A 20,074-nucleotide genomic window follows, 5' to 3' on the forward strand; every position below is an offset into this window, starting at 1 on the left:
CCCACTTAATTGGTAAATCTGGGAAAAACAAAAGACAGGATTTTGCTCCTAAAGCGGCTGCCTGATCCATGATCAGGTACAACACAGCTTGTTGCATCACTAAAGCAAATTTCAGATGGATTAGAATTCTTTAGGAATGGCACCTGTACTGAACCAATGGTTAAGATCAAAATATTGCCCTGTTCGGGTTGAACAAGGCAGTATTAACACAGCGTATAGTGGGTATTTTTACTCGTTAAATGTAAATCCGATTCCCACACTGATGGTATTTGAAAGCGGACTTTTTCCGGTGCCTTTTCCATTTGGAGCCCAGTAAGAAAAATCAAATCGGGTAGTCTTGTATTTCATCCCAAATCCGGCAGTAATATGATTTGCTCCGCCATCAGATTCACTACCCATGCGATACCCTGCACGCAGGGAAAACTGTTTGCGGAAATTTAATTCCGTGCCAAACGATGCCCTCCAGCCATCACCATTCAGCGATTCACCCAGGTTTTCAAGAACCGTTTTTTCATAATAAATTTCAGGATCCTCACCGGGCTCCATTCCTGCAACCAGTGATTTATTGAGATCGGTGGTAAAGGCCAGGGCTAAATCTTCTTCCAATTGAAAATTATAGGCCGCTCCCAGCCCAAAATTAGCTGGCAGATATTCTTTCCCGGGCGCATTATTCTGATAGCCAATCCGGGTTCCCAGATTGCTTATTGCCATACCGGCAGTAAACCCTGAACCTTCCTCCCGTAACCCATTAAAATAAACGGAAATATCACCTGCAAAAGCATTTCCTGCTTTGTACTGCGTTTCATTAACACTGCCTATACCCAAATTGGATTGAATATACCGGAAACCAAGACCCAGTCCGATTTTATCAGACAACTTCAAAGCATATCCCAGATCAGCCGACCATTCATATGGATTAACGGAGGCCAGTTTGTTGCCATTGAAATCAGTAAGACCAACATCTCCCATATTAAAATATCGAAGAGAAAAGCTAAGGCTGTGTTGCTCGTTCAATTGATGGTAACCGGTTAATCCGGCCATGTACATATTATCAGTCAGATCCCGCATCCAGGGTGTATAACTTAAGGCAATTCCTGAGGATGCATCCGCAAATCCCAGTTTTGCCATATTCCAACGCGCGCTATATACATCAGGAGAAGTTGCCAGTGCCGCATCACCCATTCCACCAGCTCTGGGATCAGTTGAAATTTTCAAAAAGGATACTGCATTCGAATTCGTATTAACAGCCGTTTGCGTTTTTCCAATAAAGGCTGCTCCAATAAGAAAAGCAGTTATTAAAACTGGTTTATAGTGTCTTAACATGTAACAAATTTTTACTTGATTCTGATTTTTTCTGAATACCTGAATTGGTTTCCAACCAGGCGAACCACATAGATACCCGTTGCGAAACTGCTTACATTAAACTGGTATTGATTTAATCCTATAGCAACCTGTACCGGTTGTTCAATTAATTTTATCCCACTTATTCCATACACCTGAATCGTAAGATTTTTTGGGGATTCGCTGTACACATGAACATCTAGCGTATTCAAACTGCTGCAAAAGATCTTTGATTGTGTACCGATAACTGAAAGAGTTCCTGGCAGGTAGCTGATGGTATAATTAGCAGCACTTGCACCTGAAACAGTAATGGGATATAAACCCGGAAATGATTCTTTCTGTGCTGTAGTCTTGATTACAGGAGCCTGGGTTAGAACCGTTGCTGTTTCGTTTTTCACGAACCCGGAATAACTTACCGTTAGCACGGGATTATCCGTTTTCATTTCTTTGACCTGATTATCAGCTTTAATGGTAAGTACTGCTTTTTTCACGATCAGTGTTATAGTCACTGATGGTGCTGCCAGATATGTTGCATTTCCATTTTGTGATGCCTTTATAGTAGTGGTTCCCGCTCCAACTATCTGAATCGTTCCATTATTGATTAAGATAACTTCCGGATTATAATCACTATAACTGACCGCTAATCCGGAACTGGCTGTTGCCCATGCTGCGAAATCTGCATCTCCATAGGTTTTTTCAGCAATGGCCGTAAAATTGATGGACTGTGATTGTTTCAGCGGCTCAACCGTTAATATACCCGGAACCCGTTTAATAGTGTAGTTGGCAGCTTCTCCTCCCGTGATCGAAATAGGATAGTTGCCTGCCGGTGAAGATTTAACTGCTGTTGTGCTCAGTATAGGTTTCGGATTCAAAACCGAGCTGGTTTCTCCATATACAAATCCAGTTACGTTGAAAGTCAGTGTGGGATTTTCTTCTCCCTGTTTTCTGGTTTTATTTATAGCGGTGATCTCCAGGCTGGCTTTTCTTACAGTAAAGGTTCTGCTTACCGGATCAGCCGGAGCCCAGGTGGCATTACCTGCCTGAGAGGCAGTAACGGTAACTGTGCCGGTTCCAACTATATTTAGCTTACCACTTACCATTTTCACGATTGCCGTATTGCTGATGGTATAACTTACAGGTAAACCGGAACTTGCAGTGGCATTGGGATCAAAGGCCGGATCTCCATAAACCTTATCTGCTATAGGTGGAAAATTGATAACCTGTTTTTTAGCAACAACAGTTTCAATGACCAGTGTTCCGGGTATATAGGTGATGGTATAATTTTTTGCACCTGCTCCAGATATTGAAATCGGATAATTGCCCACCGGTGATGTTTTAGTTGCGGTAGTCGAAATTATTGGCGGCGTTTGTAAAACCGCTGCTGTTTCACCATACACAAATCCTTTATAGGTTATGGTAAGTGGCGGGTTATCCGCATTCAATAATTTGCGTTTATCATCGGCTTTGATCTGCAGGGGAGCTTTTGCTACATTGAACGTGATGGTTACAGGAGTAGCGGCACCATAATTTCCCTGACCGGGTTGCGTGGCTGTGATGGACACAGTTCCTGTACCTTTTATAGTTGCTCTGGTTCCTGTAATGGCTACTATAGCATTATTGCTGCTGGTTAACGTTACCGGTAAACCGGAACTGGCTTTGGCTGAGAGAATAAAAGCAGGATCGCCGTAAATCTTATCCGGGATGTCAGTAAAAGTAATTGTCTGGCTGTTGGCAATAGTTTTTACGGTTCCTTTTAATCCGGGTTTCAGGTAAACCGGACCAGCAGAAGGAATATTGGTTTCATAAACAGTAAAATCATAACTAACGCCGGAAGTAAGTCCGCTTACTGTAATTTCATTTTTAGCATCATATAAAACGGAAAAATTTCCCGTTGCAACCTGGGCACCAAGACCAAAATATGGATTAGGGCCATAACTCGAATAGTTTATTGGTTGAGCATCTGCAATCCCTGTTTGTTTTACAACCACCAACACTCTTTGACCGGTTCCTCTTGTGAAACTGGCTTTTACTGAATTGGCGGTGATATTCGAAAAAGTTAATTGTTTGGCAGCTTCAGTAGGATAAGCAGCAGTTTTAAAAATTCCGGATGCAAATGCTGTGGTAAGGTAGTAAAGATTTGTTCCAATTTTGTTGTATTCATACACCCTGAAATGATAATTGGTATTGGCTTCCAGTCCGGTAATTGTAAAGTTGCGCTGATCATTATCATATACCACAAAATCGCCGACATTCACCTGCTCTCCTAAACCAAAAGTGGCATTTTCATTATAATCTTTATGATCAACCGGCAGTCCGCTAACATCACCTGCTTTTCTAGCCACCAATATGCGGCGGCTTCCATTCCCACCATCTACGGCAAGCTTCAGGAAATCGACTCCTGTAGTGATGACTCGTAAACTTGAGGATGCAGTGGAAGGTCGTGCATCAGGAGTATATTGAATTACAGGAACGGTTGTTTTTAAATACATTGGGTTACGGATTCCATTGTAATCGAATACCGCGAAATGGTAGGTTATTCCCGGCGTTAATCCGGTTACCAGGGCCGATGATCCATTTACCTGGCCAACAACATAATTACCGGTTCCGATTTGGTCGCCTTTACCGAAGGCTGCATTGGCTATATAATTCTGGAAATCAACCGGACTGGCATCAACCGGGCCTCCGGCTTTCGCTAAAATCAGTCGATTTAACCCGTTTCCTTTCGTCCAGTTCAGGTTTATATTTCCGCCCTGCTGTCCACTGAGTGTGATAGTTTTGGTTTGTATGGTAGGGGTCGTTAAAACAACCGCGTCATCCTTACCGCTGCTCGTTGTCAGATAGGAGGTATTAACACCGCTGCCGTTATAATCAAATACTTTTACAAAATAGCGGGTTCCGGGAATAAGGTTATTCACCCGCACGTCATTATTCCCATTACCGTTGTATACAACAAACTGATTGGGTGCCACTGCTGTACCGGTACCAAAATCTGCACCGGCTATATATTCCTTTCCATCAACAGGAACAGCTGTTACCTCCTGTCCTGCCTGCATAATAATCAGCTTTTTTTCACCATTTCCTTTCACCACTATATTGGGGGTAAGATCTTTAGTATCTGTGTAATTTATTTCTACCGTAGAAGCCGTGGTTGGTCTGATAACAGTGCCAAAACTCGTTCTGCCGGGAGGCTTCAAAAAGGTAGGTGCATTCGTTCCGTTGGCTTCATAAATCGCCACATGATAGGTTGTATTCATGGAAAGTCCGCTGATATTGGTATAATCAAAGGACCCGTTGGACAACCGGTCAACCACGAAATTTCCATTCCCAATTTCCTGGCCATTTCCAAAAGTTGTACTGGATGAATAGCCGGTAAAATTAACCGGATCAGCATCCACCGGCCCACCGGCTTTCATTACTATTAACCGCATATCACCATCTCCCTTTACAATATTCAATTTAACGGTGGTGCCGGTAATATTATCGGCAGTTATACTTGCCTGTTTGGCAGGCGCACCAACGGTAGCCTGTGAACCGGCTAAAAAAGAACTGGTCAGGAATTGTGATGTAGCTCCATAGCCATTGTAATCGAACACGGCAAAGTGATAGGTGGTGCCAGGTTCAAGACCATTCACATAGGTACTGGTACCCGGACCATTCAATATAACAAACTCGCCATTTCCCATTGCAGTGCCCTTGCCAAAATCATCACCAACATAGGTTTGTCCATTAACCGGCTTACTTGTTACAGCCGCTCCTTTTCGTGCAATCACTACACGCCTTTCACCGCCACCAGTAACCGCAGGCCTGAACGCGATACTCATCCGGTTTCCTTCGATATAATAAAATTGAAGATTGGTACTTGGATTAGTTGGCGCCTGAGCATTCAGAATTGCGGGACAAATAAGTGCGCTAATAATTGTGATAAAAACAAGTAGATGTTTCATCATTTGATAAAATATGATAAGGTTATAAAAGAGCCTTGTATTACAAAGCGGTCGCAAATTATTATGCAATTAAAAAGACACAGGTTGAAATGAATCGAATTGATAACTATACAGACTGAATTGGTACTATCGGGGTTCGGAGTGTAACTAACCTGATAAATTGAAAGAACTCCGGGTTTAGTTTTTATTTACGACCTTCGGATTTGACTTTTTATTTTTCACTTTTAACTTTAAAATTGTGCCAACAATTTTACACGTAAACGGAGTATATCCACAGTTTGGAGAAGATTGTTTTATTGCTCCCAATGCTACCATTGTAGGAGATGTTGTTACAGGCGATCAGTGCAGTATCTGGTTTAATGCCGTGATAAGAGGTGATGTGAACAGTATCCGGATTGGGAATAAGGTGAATATTCAGGACGGAGCAGTTCTGCATGCTACCTATCAGAAAACCAAAGTACATATCGGACATAATGTGTCCATCGGCCATAACGCTATTGTACATGGCTGCACCCTTCATGATAATGTATTGATTGGCATGGGCGCCATCGTAATGGATAATGCCGTAGTGAACAGTAATACCATCATCGCAGCCGGTGCGGTGGTGCTGGAAGGCACCATTTGCGAACCTGGCAGCATATATGCAGGAGTTCCGGCTAAAAAAGTGAAAGATATCAGCCAGGATCTGATTCATGGAGAAATCAACCGGATTGCCAATAATTACCTGCACTATTCTGGCTGGTTTAAAGATCAGGTATAACCATTCGTCGAACTGGCCTGATTGTTGGATAATAATTGCTTTATCTACCCGTTATAAGCATAAAGCCTTATGAAACTGATCCGTTCTACATCCTTTTTTGCGACTGTTGCCGTATTTATGTTACTGGCCTCTTGCAGTGCATCTAAAAAATCCGGTTGTCCGTCCAACGGAAAGAATGTAGGTGCTGAACGAATCCTGAGCGGGGAAAAGACTCCTAAGGCAAAGAAATTCAAGGCCTAAGCCGTGAAGGCTGGCTAGCCGACGAAAACCGGAACCTCAAACCGTATCATATGTGCCCCGTACTCCAAACCCATGATGGCTTTACTGAAGCTGTAATTGATGAAGATGGCGGATTAAAACGCTTTTACGAAGTGGCTAACCTGCTGTCAGAAGAACTCCGGATCTCCTTTATTAACAAACTCGATGATTTTGACTCACTGATCTGGGATTTTCGCTATCATGGTCAGACCCTTAGTCTGCACTATAATATCTACACCGGCATCAGCCTGTATCCACAACAAACAGTGAACGCGGTTCCTCCTCAGAATAAAGCCGTAGCTGAAGTAGCCCGTTTCCTGGAATCCCGCTTATTGATCAACACCGTAAACAAATCCCTGATTTCTGATTAGGAGGGCCCAAAACCGGACAATTATTGTATCAAAATCGTACAAAAAAACCTTTATTGTTATAACTAACTCCTTCATTCTTAAGGGAATGAAAAGATGGCATTTTTTTAGACCGTATTTGGCTATAATGGCCAACCATGATTAGAAACTATCTGAAAATTGCCTGGAGAAACCTTATAAAACATAAAGCATTTTCGGGAATTAATATTGCCGGATTAGCCATCGGTATGGCATCCAGCATCCTGATTCTGTTATGGGTTCAGAATGAATTGAGTTATGATCGCTTTCATAGTAATGCAGATGAAATCTACCGTATTACTGCCGAAGCCAGTGAGTTCAAAGCGGCGGTTAATCCGGCCGGTATGCCTGTGGGACTAAAAGATGAATTGCCCGCCATTAAAAATTATGTTCGACTAAGTAAGCCGGTAAAACTCCTGCTGAAAAAAGACAACCAGCAATTTGAAGAAAAAAGGGCCTTCTATGCAGACTCTTCCTTCCTGGAAGTATTTTCTTTCCCTCTTGTGAAAGGAAATAAACAAACAGCTATGAACCAGCCCAATGCCATCTTACTTACCGAAGCGATGGCGTCCAAATACTTTGGTACGCAAGAAGCATTAGGCAAAACTCTTTTACTAGACAACCAGCTTACGCTTACAGTTACCGGCATACTTGCCAATACACCATACAATTCACACCTGCAATTCGATTTTATATTACCGCTGTCAACTGAAGCAAAACGTGAACTGAATACTATCTGGGGCAATTTCAATTTTTACAGCTATTTGTTGCTTGATAAAAATTCAACGCAAACAGGCGCATCGTTAAGGAAACTGGAGAATCAGATGCAGTCTATTTATAAAAAACATATCCCGGAAAGCACGCTTAAAGTTGCTTTCCAACTGCAACCTTTAACTGAAATACATTTACACTCCAATCTGCAGATTGATCTGCCCGGTCATGGAAATAATATTTATGTAAAGATTTTTTTCATTGTTGCCATCATCATACTCATTGTTGCCTGTATTAATTTTATGAACCTGGCAACTGCAAGGTCTGCAAGAAAAGCGAAGGAAGTTGGTTTGCGAAAAGTAGTTGGTGCATCCCGCACACAATTAATCGGGCAATTCCTGGGAGAATCTTTGGTTATTTCTTTCCTTTCTTTGCTGATTGCAATTGCACTGGTCTATGCTTTTCTACCCCTGTTCAACCAACTGGCGGGCACACAACTTTCGCTTGAATTAATCAATACCCAACTCCTACTGACGCTTATTGGAATATCCATTGCAACTGGATTATTAGCAGGTAGTTATCCCGCGCTTTACTTATCCGGATTCCAACCTGTTAAAGTATTGAAAGGTCCAATGAAGTTTAGAGAGGGCAATCAGTTTTTTCGCAATGGTCTGGTAGTACTTCAGTTTGCCGTATCAATCGTATTATTGATTGGCACCGTAGTTATCTACAAACAGTTACAATTCATTAAAACAAGAAATCCGGGTTTTGAGAAATCAAATCTCCTCTACATGTCGATGACCGGAGACCTCTGGAACAAACAGCAGTTATTAAAATATGAGTTGAATAAAAATCCGTTGACCAGCAATTATGCCATTACCTCTGAATTACCGGTTAATATCGATGCAGGGACCAATGATGTGGATTGGGAAGGCAAGGATCCCAACTCACAGACTATTTTTCCTTTTCTGAGAGTGAGTGAAAATTTCATTGATGTATTTCAGATTCAATTACTCAGTGGGCGCAGTTTTTCACACGACTTTATAGCAGACTCCAATAATTATGTTATCAATGAAACTGCCATGAAAGTGATGGGATTGAATAAAGAAAATGCACTTGGCAAATCACTGGCATTAAACGAAAAAAAAGGTACCATAATCGGAGTAGTAAATGATTTTAATTTCAAACCGATTCATACTACCATTGAACCTTTGATTCTGGAATTAAACAAATGGGGCGGACATGTAATAGTGCGGGCAGATCCGGGTAAATCGCGGGAAACAATAACTGCGATGGAAACCATTAATCAGCAACTGAATCCAAATTTCCCATTCTCTTTTAATTTTCTGGATCAGGATTTGGCCAACCTGTATCAGGGAGAACAACGCATCGGCAATATCTTCAACCTGTTTGCAGTATTGGGGATCTTTATTTCCTGCCTTGGATTATATGGATTATCTGCTTTTATGGCGCAGCAGAGAACCAGGGAAATCGGCGTTCGAAAAGTGCTGGGCGCATCAGTAGCGCATATACTGTACCTGCTTTCCCGAAGATTCACCCGGCTCATATTGATCGCCTGTCTGCTTGCATTACCGCTCGCCTGGTTCGCCATCAATAAATGGCTGGAGGGATTTGCTTATCATATCAATATCAGCTGGACCATTTTTCTGCTGGCACCTTTGGCGGCCTTGCTGATTGCCTGGATCACCGTTGGATATGAGTCTGTTAAAGCAGCCCTCTCCGATCCGGTTAAAAACCTGCGGACAGAATAAAATACCCCTAAACGGACAGATAATTATTGAGGACCTAAAAGGGAATAATTGGTAAGTTTACACCTCTAAGGTCACGCAATAAAAAATGTCATTATGAATCAACTCTTTCTTGGTGTTCTATCCGGAGCAGTATTAACATTGGCTGCCTGCAATTCGCAGACGCCCAACCATGCATCTGCATCCAGAACCACCCCGGAGCCGGCTGCTGCAGATACAACAGGCGCTCCGGTTGAAACCAAATCAGCCAATACGACGTACAAACCTGCATTTGCCGGACAAACCCGCATCGGGAGTGTTAAAACAACCACACCCTATATAATTACCCAGGTTAACACCGCTTTGAAGTCTCCCTGGGGATTAACTGAGTTGCCCGATGGCAGGTGGCTAATCACTGAAAAAGCAGGTAATTTGCGTATTGCTTCTCTTGACGGTAAACTCAGTGAGCCGATCAATGGCTTGCCGGCAGTAAATGCCAAGGGACAGGGTGGCTTACTTGGCATCACACTTGACCCTTCCTTTGCCGGCAACCGTATGGTATATTGGGTTTTTGCAGAACCACAGGAAAACAACGGTTCGCTCACAGCAGTTGCCAAAGGCAGGTTATCAGATGATGAAACCAGGATTGAAAATGCTGTGGTAATTTATCGGGCAACACCTGCGCATAACAAAGGCAATAACCATTATGGTGGCAGAATACTTTTTGATAAAGCCGGTAATCTATTTGTCAGCACAGGTGAACGTTCTGATAAATCAACCCGGGTGGAAGCACAGGACCTGAATTCAGGTCTGGGGAAAATCGTTCGCATCAATACAGATGGTCAGCCTGCAGCCGGCAATCCGTTTGTTAACCAAAGTGGTGCCCGTGCTGAAATCTATACCTACGGACATAGAAATGTTCAGAGTCTGGCTATTCATCCGGTTACCGGAGATCTATGGGATGCAGAATTCGGTCCACGTGGTGGCGATGAGCTCAACCTGATTCAACCAGGTAAAAACTATGGCTGGCCGGTTATTTCCTACGGTATTGAATACAGTGGAGAAGCCATGCCCGGAGCACTTACTCAAAAAGAAGGAATGGAACAACCTGTATATTATTGGGATCCCACTCTTTCTCCAAGTGGTATGACATTCTACAGTAGTGATGCCATTCCTGAATGGAAAAACAATCTTTTTATTGGCGGACTCAGTGGCATGCACATTGCCCGTCTGGTTATCAAAGACAATAAAGTAGTGGGAGAAGAACGCATTGCAGCCGATCAGAAAGATCGATTCAGAGCCGTTGCCGAAGGAAAAGACGGTGCACTGTATGCAGTGAGTGATAGTGGGAAGTTTTATAGGATAGGGAAAGGAAAGTGAAGGAGGTGAAGGAAGTGAATAAGGTGAATGAGGTGAATGAGGTGAATGAGGTGAATGGTGAATATTCAGAAGGTAGAATTAACAAGTGAATATAACAAAGGACTACAGGTGTGCTGTAGTCCTTTGTTATATTCACTATTCACCTCATTCACCTCATTCACCTTGTTCGCCTCCTAATAATTTTTATCCTCAATTGAGTCCAATATCGTACAATAGCTCACATACCTGTCCATATGAACTTTCCCTTCCTGGACAGCTTCTTTAACCGCGCAACCAGGTTCATTCATATGAAGACAGTTATTGAACTGGCAATTGGATAGAAGGTTTCGCATCTCTGGAAAATAATGAGAGAGTTCCTGCCGGGAAATGCCAACAATCCCTAATTCACGGATTCCCGGTGTATCAATAATTTGTCCGCCTCCAGGCAAATCAAACATCTCGGCAAATGTTGTGGTATGCAATCCCTTCCCACTCCATTCACTTACTTCCTGTGTTCTGAGTGCCATCTCCGGAAAAACAGCATTGATAAAGGTTGATTTTCCAACACCGGAATGACCACTGATCAGGGTGGTTTTATTCTGCAAAAGGAGTTTGAGCTCATCGAGCCCTAATTTTTCTTTCACACTCACCAGAAAAACCTTGTATCCGATCGATTCATAGATCTCTTCCAGCTCTGCATACTTATCCAATTCTTTATCCCGATAAATATCTGCTTTATTAAAAACGATGATGGCAGGAATATGATAGGCTTCTGCAGTACATAAAAAGCGATCGATGAAACCCTGTGAAGTGCGGGGTTCTTTCAAGGTGGCAAAGATCAATGCCTGATCCAGGTTGGAAGCAATAATATGATGTGCTACTTTTTTGTGAGGAGATGTACGGGCTATATAATTATCCCGGTCATGAATAGCCGTAATCATCACAGTTTTCTCCAGCTCATTTTCCATTTCAAAATCGACCCAGTCGCCCACTGCAATAGGATTCGTAGAAGTAATGCCATCAATCTTCAGCACGCCTTTTACGCGACCGTTGATTAATTGTCCATCTTCTGTTTTAAGTGCATACCAGCTACCCGTCGATTTATAGACCCTTGCCTTCATACTTGAATTCTATTACTGCGAAAGTACTGGATTTGCTCTTAGGGAAATTTTCTGAATAGTGTCAACCGCAACAACCACTCCAGACTTAAAAAAAGCAGGGCAGCCAGGGCAAGCGGAAGGAATCGGTCAGTATACTGACGTAAGGAGGTCACTTCTATTGTTGATTTTTCCAACTCATCGATTTCCTTGTACACATTTGTTAACCCTTCATTATCGGAAACCCTAAAATATTTGCCGCCGGTTTCATTGGCAATCTGGGTTAACAGTTTTTCATCAATATTCACTTTCTCTCTTTGCATAACCACTCTTCCGGATCCATCCTGAACCGGTATGGGAGCATACCCTTCGGATCCAACTCCAATGGTATATACTTTTATACCCAGACTCTTGGCTATTTCCTTAGCTGTAACAGGTGGTATTTGTCCGCCATTATTTTCTCCATCCGTTAAAAGAATCACCACTTTGGATTTGGATTTACTCAGGCGAAGCCGGTCGGCACTGGTAGCCAATCCGGAGCCGATGGCAGTACCATCTTCCAGCAATCCGCTTTGGATACCATCAATTTGTCCTTTCAATACATTTTTATCAGTTGTTAAGGGAACGAGGGTAAAACTCTCTCCGGAAAAAATCACAATACCCACCCGATCGGTTTTGCGACTATCAACAAAATCGATAGCAACTGATTTGGCGGCTTCCAGCCGATTAGGAGTAAAATCCTGCGCCAGCATTGAGCCACTGACATCAAGGGTCAGAATGATATCCACTCCTTCTCCCTGTACCTGCTCCTGATCGAAATGGGATTGCGGGCGGGCCATAGCCAGAATAATGCAGGCGATGGATAAGAGGCGAAGTATGAAGGGGAGATGTTGAAATCTGGTTTTGATTGATTTGGACCCGGCCGACCATCCTGCTGTAGTGGAAACAAGCAGGGTGCCTTTTTTTCTTCTTCCTTTTTTCCAATACCACCAACCCATAACCGGGATGATCAGGAGTAACCAGAGCACCCAGGGCCAGGCAAAATCTATTGTATTGAAATAATTTGCAATCACGCTCCCGGAGTTTTATAATGAACTTCATCTATAATTGAAAGTGATTTTCGAATCACTTCCAATGCATCTTCCTGTTCATTCACAGGTGGAATATAACGGGCAAATTTAACCGCATCAGCTAAACGTAATGTTTGCGCCAGCTGATATAATTGTTCTCTTGAAAGATCTGACTGAACTTTCATAACAAGCTGTTCATTGGTAGCATCCGGTGAAGTAACCAGTCGTCGATTCTTAAAATAAGTACGTGTGATATCATTCAGGCGGATAAAATAAGGCTTCACTTCAGTTACAGCCGGCAATCCGCCCTTTTTTAATTCCGTTAATTCTTTCAAAGCCAGCTCCAGCGCGGAGAGCTGGATTCCGGATGGTTTTTCCTTTTCAACCTCTGTTTTGTTTCGTTTCCACAATAGAAAAACTAGCAAGGCGATGGCAATCAGCGTTACAGCCGCAAGAATATAATTAATATAAAGTGTATCCATAGCAGGCACTTCCACTATGTCTTTGAGATCGTGATAGGGCTGATTGGGATCCATTGGACTGTAATCAACTGTTACTCGTAAGGAATCTGTCAAATAGCGATTATTCCCGACCGTTAATCCCATTTGGGGAATAACCCATTGTCCGGAATCAAATGACGTGATGGAAACTACCTGTTTGAAGAGAACGGTACTAACATTGTTTTGCGTGTCAATCTTGTTCCTGCTTATAAATTGAAAATGCGGAATGGTATCCAGATTAAACCATCCCATTCGGGTTGCCTGCGGTATTTCCACATCAAGTGTCAACAGAATAGGTTCACCTATCAGGATTTTATTTCGATTGATAGAAGCACTTACCCGTACTTCCTGGGCCTGTACGGCAACCAGGCCAATAAAAACGGTGAGCAACCATATGGTCAGGATTTTTTTCAGCATGAATCAGGCGCGTCCGATAAAAAATTTCTGTAACACTTTAACGTAATCTTCCCTGGTGGAAATATGCAATAAATCACAACCTGCTTTGTTGAAAGCCTGTTTGGCCCATTCGGTATGCTGAAAAAAGGCATCGTGGTGGGCTTTACGAACCCTGAAGTCGGAGGTATCGACAGTTACGATAGCACCCGTTTCAGCATCTTCCAGATCCAGTAATCCGATATCCGGAAGGTTCATATCCATAGGATCATACACTTTTATTCCAACCACATCATGTTTCTTTCCGGCAACTCGTAAGGCATCGGCAAAATTCGGATCAAGGAAATCGCTCAATACAAATACAATGCATTTCTGCCGGGTAGTATTATTAAGGAAGCGCAGGGCCTGCGTAAGGTCTGTGCCTTTGTTAAGCCCTTCCTTAGTGAGCAATTCCCGAACGATAAACAGTCCATGATCACGTCCCTTTTTTGGAGGCACATACAGTTCAATTCCTTCCGTGAAAAGAATAGCCCCTACTTTATCATTATTGCTGATGGCGGAAAAAGAAAGTACAGCACCAATTTCAGTAACCAGGTCTTTTTTTCTTGCATGAACGGTTCCAAATAAAGAACTGGCACTGATGTCGACCAGGAGCACAACGGTTAATTCTCTTTCTTCCTCAAATAATTTGCTGAAGGTGGCATTGAATCTTGCTGATACATTCCAGTCTATAAAACGGATATCATCACCTGCATGGTACTCACGCACTTCCTTAAACGACATTCCTCTTCCCTTAAAAGCAGAATGATACTCTCCCGTAAATAAATGCCGGGTAAGCCGCTTGCTTTTGATTTCAAGCTCCTTTACTTTTTTGAGTATGTCGGATGTGGTTAACATTAGTTTGTTTCTTACGGCACCTGCACTGCTCCTAAAATATCATCTATTACCTGCTCTACATTTACATTTTCCGCTTCGGCTTCATAGGTGAGTCCGAGGCGATGACGCAATACATCTTTCGCAATGGATTTTACATCTTCCGGTATCACAAATGCACGTTTCGATAAATAGGCATGTGCTTTGGCTGCCAATGCCAGATTTATGCTCGCACGAGGAGAGCCTCCATAGGAAATCAATGGTTCCAGTTTTGCCAGTCCATATTCAGCCGGACGACGGGTGGAGAAAACAATATCGATTATATACTGTTCAATTTTTTCATCCATATAAATCTGGCGGGTTAGATCCCTTGCTTCCACCAGTTCACTCATGCTTACCACCTGTTGGATAGCCGGTCCTTTCAATCCCTGAACCTGTTGGCGGATAATCAGCTGTTCTTCCTGACGGGTTGGGTAACCAACCACCACTTTCATTATAAAGCGATCGACCTGTGCTTCCGGCAAAGGATAGGTTCCCTCCTGTTCCAATGGGTTCTGAGTAGCCAGTACCAGAAAGGGTTCATCCAGTTTATAGGTTTGATCACCAATGGTAACCTGCCGCTCCTGCATTGCTTCCAGCAGGGCACTTTGCACCTTGGCCGGTGCCCGGTTGATTTCATCTGCCAGTACAAAATTGGCAAAAATGGGTCCTTTCCTAACCACAAATTCGTTTTTCTGCTGGTGATAGATCATGGTACCAATTACATCGGCAGGTAATAAATCAGGTGTGAACTGAATCCTGCTGAATTTAGCATGTACCGCCTGCGCCAGTGATTTGATCGTTAGCGTTTTTGCCAGTCCGGGTACCCCCTCCAGCAAAACATGGCCATTGCTTAATAATCCGATCAGCAGGCGATCCAGCATATAATGCTGGCCTACAATCACCCGGCCAACTTCTTCCCGAAGCCTGTCGATGAATGCCGCCTGGTGGCTTATTTTATCATTTAACTGCCTGATGTCTTCCGATGTTGGCAACATATAGTAAATTTAAGTATGCAAAATACAATCACAAGTTTAGCAATTCCTACGCCAATATCTGAAAATCAAGCAGTACGGCGAATATTTTTTTGCCCGTGCAATAAAAGCCAGAAAATAAAGTTATTAATACCAAATCCAACCTTATGATAAAAAGCAGGTTTACATGCATGCTTTTAACAGGCTGTTTAGTGTTATCCGGATTCTCTTCCTGCCAGAAGAGCAACGATGACGAACCTAAAACAAAAACAGCGCTTCTTACCTCCAGCTTATGGAAAATTTCTTCCATTGGTGTGGATCTGGATAAGAATAATACGGTGGATCTCCCTTATCCTCTGGAAAACTGTGAAAAAGATAATACACTGGAATTCAAATCGGATGGCACGGGCATTACCTATGAGGGTGCTACGAAATGTGATCCGGATGATCCTGACACCGAAAATTTTACCTGGTCCTTTAAAAACAATGAAACCATTCTTAGCATCGCCATTCCCGGTTCTTTCTTTTCAGGTGAAACCACCCTTATCACCCTGAATTCATCTACTATGGAAGCTTATCTGGATTTTACCGATCCTGATACCCAAACCGAAGTAAGAATTGTCTTCAAACTCATTCATTAATACGAACCTTCGTTCCATATTTTTTTATCTGCTGATTTCATAAACAAGCCCCTGTATGTCTATGCAGGGGCTCTATTTTTTCAACTCAAATACTTTCCAACGATCGGCATACGCCGCCCCACACCGAATGCCTTCGTGCTGACACGGATAATCGGACAAAACTGATTTCGTTTATACTCATTTGTATTTACCAGTTTCAATACCCTCCGAACCAGACTCTCTTCTATGCCTAACCGAATAATATCATCCGGACCAAATCGCCGCTCAATATATTGATACAATACCTTATCCAGGACATCGTATTCCGGTAAACTATCACTGTCTTTTTGTCCGGGTCTTAATTCTGCAGAAGGTGGTTTGGTAATGATATTAACCGGAATGATTTCCCTTTCCCGATTGATGAATCGTGCCAGTGCAAATACCTGCATTTTGTACACATCCCCGAGTACACTTAATCCGCCGGCCATATCGCCATACAGCGTACCATAACCCGTTGCCAGTTCACTTTTATTGGAAGTATTCAACAGTATATAACCAAATTTATTCGAGATAGCCATCACCAGATTTCCTCTTGTTCTGCTCTGGATATTTTCCTCAGCCACACTAAATGGCAAATTCCCAAATACAGGTGCCAGACTTTCTACAAACGCATCAAATACCGGTTTTATCGGGATGATATCATACGGATTGCCCAGGTTCTGACTCAGTGCAACCGCATCATTTACAGAATGATCAGTTGAAAATTGAGAGGGCATCAGAATCGCGCGAACATTTTCCGGTCCCAGGGCCTCACAAGCCAACGCCAGTGTTACTGCACTATCAATCCCTCCACTGCTTCCAAGAATCGCTTTTGTAAAACCCATTTTTTGAAAATAGTCCCGAATGCCCAATACCAGGGCTTCATGAATTTGCCGGATATTATTTTCTGCAGTGAGGTAGTCTATAATTTTTTCAGGATCATTTATTTTCGATACCCGCATATCCTTATTCAATGGACGCAAAAGAGCAGTGCCATCACTACTTCCTGCACCCATTTGCTCAAGGTCTGCAAGGATCATATCCTCTTCAAAATACTTCGCTTCCATCACCAGCTCTCCGGTTGCATTATAAACCAGACTTCCTCCATCAAATACAATCTCCGTTTGAGAGCCCACACAATTCACATAAAACATCGGCAACTTATACTTGCGGATGTTTGCCTTCACCACTTCCTTTCTGTCTTCATCGTGATCATAATCAAAGGGAGATGCTGAAATATTGATCATCAGATCAGGCTGTTGCGGCATTAACTGATCCATCGGACAAATTCGGTACAATGGATTTTCACTTAATGCCCACATGTCCTCGCAAATCGTTAAGGCGATTTTTTTTCCTTTAAATTCAAGCACAGTCCATTCATAGGCCGGCTCAAAATACCGGTACTCATCAAATACATCGTAGGTAGGCAGGCATGTTTTATGTGCCACACCCTGCACCTTACCTTCATACAATAGCCAGGCAGCATTGAAAAGGTCTTTCCCTTCCTTAACGGGATTACGAGCCGGACAGCCAACAATCACGCCAATTCCAACGCTCTCTTTTGCGATCCTGTCAACAGCAGCATAACACTGGTTGATAAAATCTTCAAACTCCAAAAAATCACGGGGAGGATAGCCACAAACGGATAACTCGGAAAAAACCACCAGATCAGCCCCTTTCTTACGGGCATCCCGGATAGCTGAAATGATTTTTTCGATATTCGCGCTGAAATTGCCAATATGATAATTCTGCTGTGCCAGTGCAATCTTCATGGGATTCAATATTTTTGTTGCTTGCGTTGGGAATACGAATGTACGTTATACAACAAAACCCCTACGCAAACGTTTTTTGCCCATGAAATGCAGCAAACTCCTGATTGCCGGAATCTTGTTTTTGGCAGCCTGTAAGGATAAAAAAGAAAATCGTCCGGATACTACTGGTATTACCCTAAATACAACCATTGAACGTTTTGATCAGGATTATTTTGCACTTGATTCAAACAACCTGCAGGACGGCATGAAACAACTGGGAAAGAAGTACCCCTGGTTCATCCATGATTTTACTGCAAATATCCTGGGTGCCGGCCCCTTGAACGATTCCAACCAGGTGCTGCCTATAGCCAACCGGCATTTTTTTACCAGCTATTTTCCGGTATATCAGTTGGTTCAAAAAGAACAGGCAAACCTGAGTGGGCAGGAGAAAGAACTGAATCAGGCATTTCGCACGATCAAATTCTATTTCCCTGATTATTCCATTCCACGTCTGGTTGCTTATCTGGGTCCTTTCGATGCACCCGGTGTAGCCCTAACAGATAGTGCTATCGCAATTGGACTGCAATTGTATGCCGGATTGGATTTTCCCTTTTATACATCGCAACAGGGACAGGAATTATTCCCCCTTTATATCTCCCGCCGCTTTGAAAAGAAATATATCCCGGTTAATGTAGTGAAAGCTGTATTGTCAGATATTTATCCCGATAAATCTGTCAGCTTTCCGCTCCTTGAAAAAATGATTGAACAGGGAAAATACTGGTGGCTGAACAAACAGATTTTACCGGATGCTTCCGATAGTTTAATAACGGGATTTACGAATCAGCAACTTGAATTTTGCGAAAAAAATGAAGGATTGATCTGGAATTTATTGTTACAAAGCGAGCATATCTATTCTACAGATCCGGGTATCATGAAACTCTATCTGGGAGAAGCTCCGGGCACACAGGGACTACCACCTGCAGCACCTGGAAATATTGGTCAGTGGATCGGTCTCCGTATTGTTGAGAAATTCATGGAAGAACAGAAGACCTCCCTCCAGCCAAGAAAACTGATGCAATTATCTCCCAGAGAAATTCTGGATGGATCCAAATACAAACCGAGATAATTTTATCAGGGATTTGCCCCCAGCGCTTTCATCATGCGAAAATGTGAAACCATGGATGCTGCCATTGTTGGATAACTATGATAGGGTAAACCATATTCTTTACAGGTTTCCTGCACTATCTTACTGATGGCAGGATAATGTACGTGACTTATTCTTGGAAAGAGGTGATGCTCAATCTGAAAATTTAATCCACCTACATACCAGTTAATAAACAAATTATCAGGAGCAAAATTAGCAGTTGATCTCACCTGATGTTCAGCCCAGGCGTTTTCAATTTGTGTAACTTCTTCAGATGCTACTTCAAATTCAGTGTGTTCAACCACATGCGCCAGTTGGAATACTAAAGCAAGTGTTAAACCCATCACCATATGCATCACAGCAAATCCCAGTGCCCAGGGGCCCCAGCCTACAAAATAAACGGGAATAGCGATATAGAAAACACCATAAAGCAATTTACTGATCCAGAAGACCAGATGGTCCTGAGTAGTCATTTTCTGCAAAGGTGTTGTATTAACCCGTTGACTCAGGTATTTATTAAAATCCATGATGAAGACCCAGGCAAAAGAAGAGATTGCGTAGACCAAAACAACATAAATATGCTGGAAGCGATGTGCAGGTACCCATTTCTGCGTACGGCATTGTCTCATCAATGGACTTTTGGCTATATCATCATCCATTCCATCCACATTGGTATAAGTATGATGCAGGATATTATGTTTGAATTTCCAGATAAAAGCATTTCCGCCCAGCGCATTCAGGCTAAGTCCCAATAATTCGTTTACCCATTTCCGTTGAGAATAACTTCCATGACAGGCATCATGCATTACGTTAAAACCAATACTAGCCAGCGTGGCACCCAGGAGGGCACAAAGTATGACCTGAATAAAAATTGGCATTGAAAAAGTTAGCAACAAAATATAGAACGTAATTGCTGCGGTAATCAGCACAATGGTTTTCATGTAAAGTTCCAGGTTACCTGTTTTTTTCAACTGTTTTTCCCTGAAATAATCATCCACTCTGGTTTTCAGTGTTTGTGCGAATGAATTTTGTTTGTTGTTAAAGCTAACTTTTGGCATATAGAAATC

Annotated in this window: 16 protein-coding genes; 7 read left to right on the top strand and 9 right to left on the bottom strand. The window is 42.6% G+C overall.

The window, feature by feature from the left end; all coding sequences use genetic code 11:
* Window positions 1-228 precede the first annotated feature (228 nt).
* Together porV and B2746_RS01710 are read right to left on the bottom strand one after the other, a co-directional pair.
* Entirely contained in the window at window positions 229-1,323 is a 1,095-nt protein-coding gene (gene porV / locus B2746_RS01705; protein ID WP_290790279.1) for a type IX secretion system outer membrane channel protein PorV, read from the bottom strand.
* Window positions 1,324-1,334: 11 nt separating this feature from the next.
* Window positions 1,335-5,288, bottom strand: coding sequence for an MBG domain-containing protein (locus B2746_RS01710; RefSeq protein ID WP_290790282.1), 3,954 nt, complete (start codon window positions 5,286-5,288; stop codon window positions 1,335-1,337).
* A gap of 235 nt (window positions 5,289-5,523) precedes the next feature.
* Between B2746_RS01710 and B2746_RS01715 the strand changes: the two genes are divergently transcribed.
* From B2746_RS01715 to B2746_RS01735, 5 genes are all read left to right on the top strand, one after another.
* The gene (locus B2746_RS01715) at window positions 5,524-6,045 is read left to right on the top strand and encodes a gamma carbonic anhydrase family protein (RefSeq protein ID WP_290790285.1); all 522 of its coding nucleotides are present in this window, start codon (window positions 5,524-5,526) and stop codon (window positions 6,043-6,045) included.
* Window positions 6,046-6,114: 69 nt separating this feature from the next.
* Window positions 6,115-6,285 carry a hypothetical protein gene (locus B2746_RS01720; protein WP_290790288.1) on the top strand — a complete coding sequence of 57 codons (171 nt, stop codon included), beginning with the start codon at window positions 6,115-6,117 and terminating at the stop codon, window positions 6,283-6,285.
* A 50-nt stretch (window positions 6,286-6,335) separates the two neighbouring features.
* Window positions 6,336-6,674, top strand: coding sequence for a hypothetical protein (locus B2746_RS01725; RefSeq protein ID WP_290790291.1), 339 nt, complete (start codon window positions 6,336-6,338; stop codon window positions 6,672-6,674).
* A gap of 134 nt (window positions 6,675-6,808) precedes the next feature.
* Window positions 6,809-9,172, top strand: coding sequence for an ABC transporter permease (locus tag B2746_RS01730; RefSeq protein ID WP_290790293.1), 2,364 nt, complete (start codon window positions 6,809-6,811; stop codon window positions 9,170-9,172).
* 93 nt (window positions 9,173-9,265) lie between these two features.
* Window positions 9,266-10,528 (top strand): PQQ-dependent sugar dehydrogenase, encoded by a 1,263-nt coding sequence (locus B2746_RS01735; protein WP_290790296.1) that lies wholly within the window; start codon window positions 9,266-9,268, stop codon window positions 10,526-10,528.
* A 173-nt stretch (window positions 10,529-10,701) separates the two neighbouring features.
* Here the strand turns inward: B2746_RS01735 and rsgA are convergent, their stop codons facing one another.
* Genes rsgA through B2746_RS01760 form a run of 5 tightly spaced genes read right to left on the bottom strand, consistent with a single transcriptional unit; the run spans window position 10,702 to window position 15,435 of the window.
* Window positions 10,702-11,628: a ribosome small subunit-dependent GTPase A gene (rsgA, locus tag B2746_RS01740; RefSeq protein ID WP_290790299.1), complete on the bottom strand. Its 927-nt coding sequence runs from the start codon at window positions 11,626-11,628 to the stop codon at window positions 10,702-10,704.
* Between the two features lie 38 nt (window positions 11,629-11,666).
* Window positions 11,667-12,677, bottom strand: coding sequence for a vWA domain-containing protein (locus B2746_RS01745; protein ID WP_290790302.1), 1,011 nt, complete (start codon window positions 12,675-12,677; stop codon window positions 11,667-11,669).
* A complete protein-coding gene (locus B2746_RS01750; protein ID WP_290790305.1) occupies window positions 12,674-13,591 on the bottom strand; it encodes a hypothetical protein in 918 nt (305 codons plus the stop codon). The genes B2746_RS01745 and B2746_RS01750 overlap by 4 nt, the downstream gene beginning before the upstream one ends.
* A 3-nt stretch (window positions 13,592-13,594) precedes the next feature.
* Window positions 13,595-14,464 (bottom strand): DUF58 domain-containing protein, encoded by an 870-nt coding sequence (locus tag B2746_RS01755; RefSeq protein WP_290790309.1) that lies wholly within the window; start codon window positions 14,462-14,464, stop codon window positions 13,595-13,597.
* Window positions 14,465-14,475: 11 nt separating this feature from the next.
* Window positions 14,476-15,435 (bottom strand): AAA family ATPase, encoded by a 960-nt coding sequence (locus tag B2746_RS01760; RefSeq protein WP_414655275.1) that lies wholly within the window; start codon window positions 15,433-15,435, stop codon window positions 14,476-14,478.
* A 185-nt stretch (window positions 15,436-15,620) separates the two neighbouring features.
* Between B2746_RS01760 and B2746_RS01765 the strand changes: the two genes are divergently transcribed.
* Window positions 15,621-16,094, top strand: a complete 474-nt coding sequence (locus B2746_RS01765; RefSeq protein ID WP_290790314.1) for a lipocalin family protein — start codon at window positions 15,621-15,623, stop codon at window positions 16,092-16,094.
* Between the two features lie 80 nt (window positions 16,095-16,174).
* Here B2746_RS01765 and B2746_RS01770 read toward each other — a convergent pair whose 3' ends face one another.
* Window positions 16,175-17,884, bottom strand: coding sequence for an NAD+ synthase (locus B2746_RS01770; protein ID WP_290790317.1), 1,710 nt, complete (start codon window positions 17,882-17,884; stop codon window positions 16,175-16,177).
* Between the two features lie 82 nt (window positions 17,885-17,966).
* Between B2746_RS01770 and B2746_RS01775 the strand changes: the two genes are divergently transcribed.
* A complete protein-coding gene (locus tag B2746_RS01775; RefSeq protein WP_290790320.1) occupies window positions 17,967-18,989 on the top strand; it encodes a hypothetical protein in 1,023 nt (340 codons plus the stop codon).
* A 5-nt stretch (window positions 18,990-18,994) separates the two neighbouring features.
* Here B2746_RS01775 and B2746_RS01780 read toward each other — a convergent pair whose 3' ends face one another.
* Entirely contained in the window at window positions 18,995-20,065 is a 1,071-nt protein-coding gene (locus tag B2746_RS01780) for a fatty acid desaturase family protein (protein ID WP_290790322.1), read from the bottom strand.
* Window positions 20,066-20,074 lie beyond the last annotated feature (9 nt).

This window comes from Flavihumibacter sp. UBA7668, assembly GCF_002483205.1.
Lineage (GTDB): Bacteria > Bacteroidota > Bacteroidia > Chitinophagales > Chitinophagaceae > Flavihumibacter.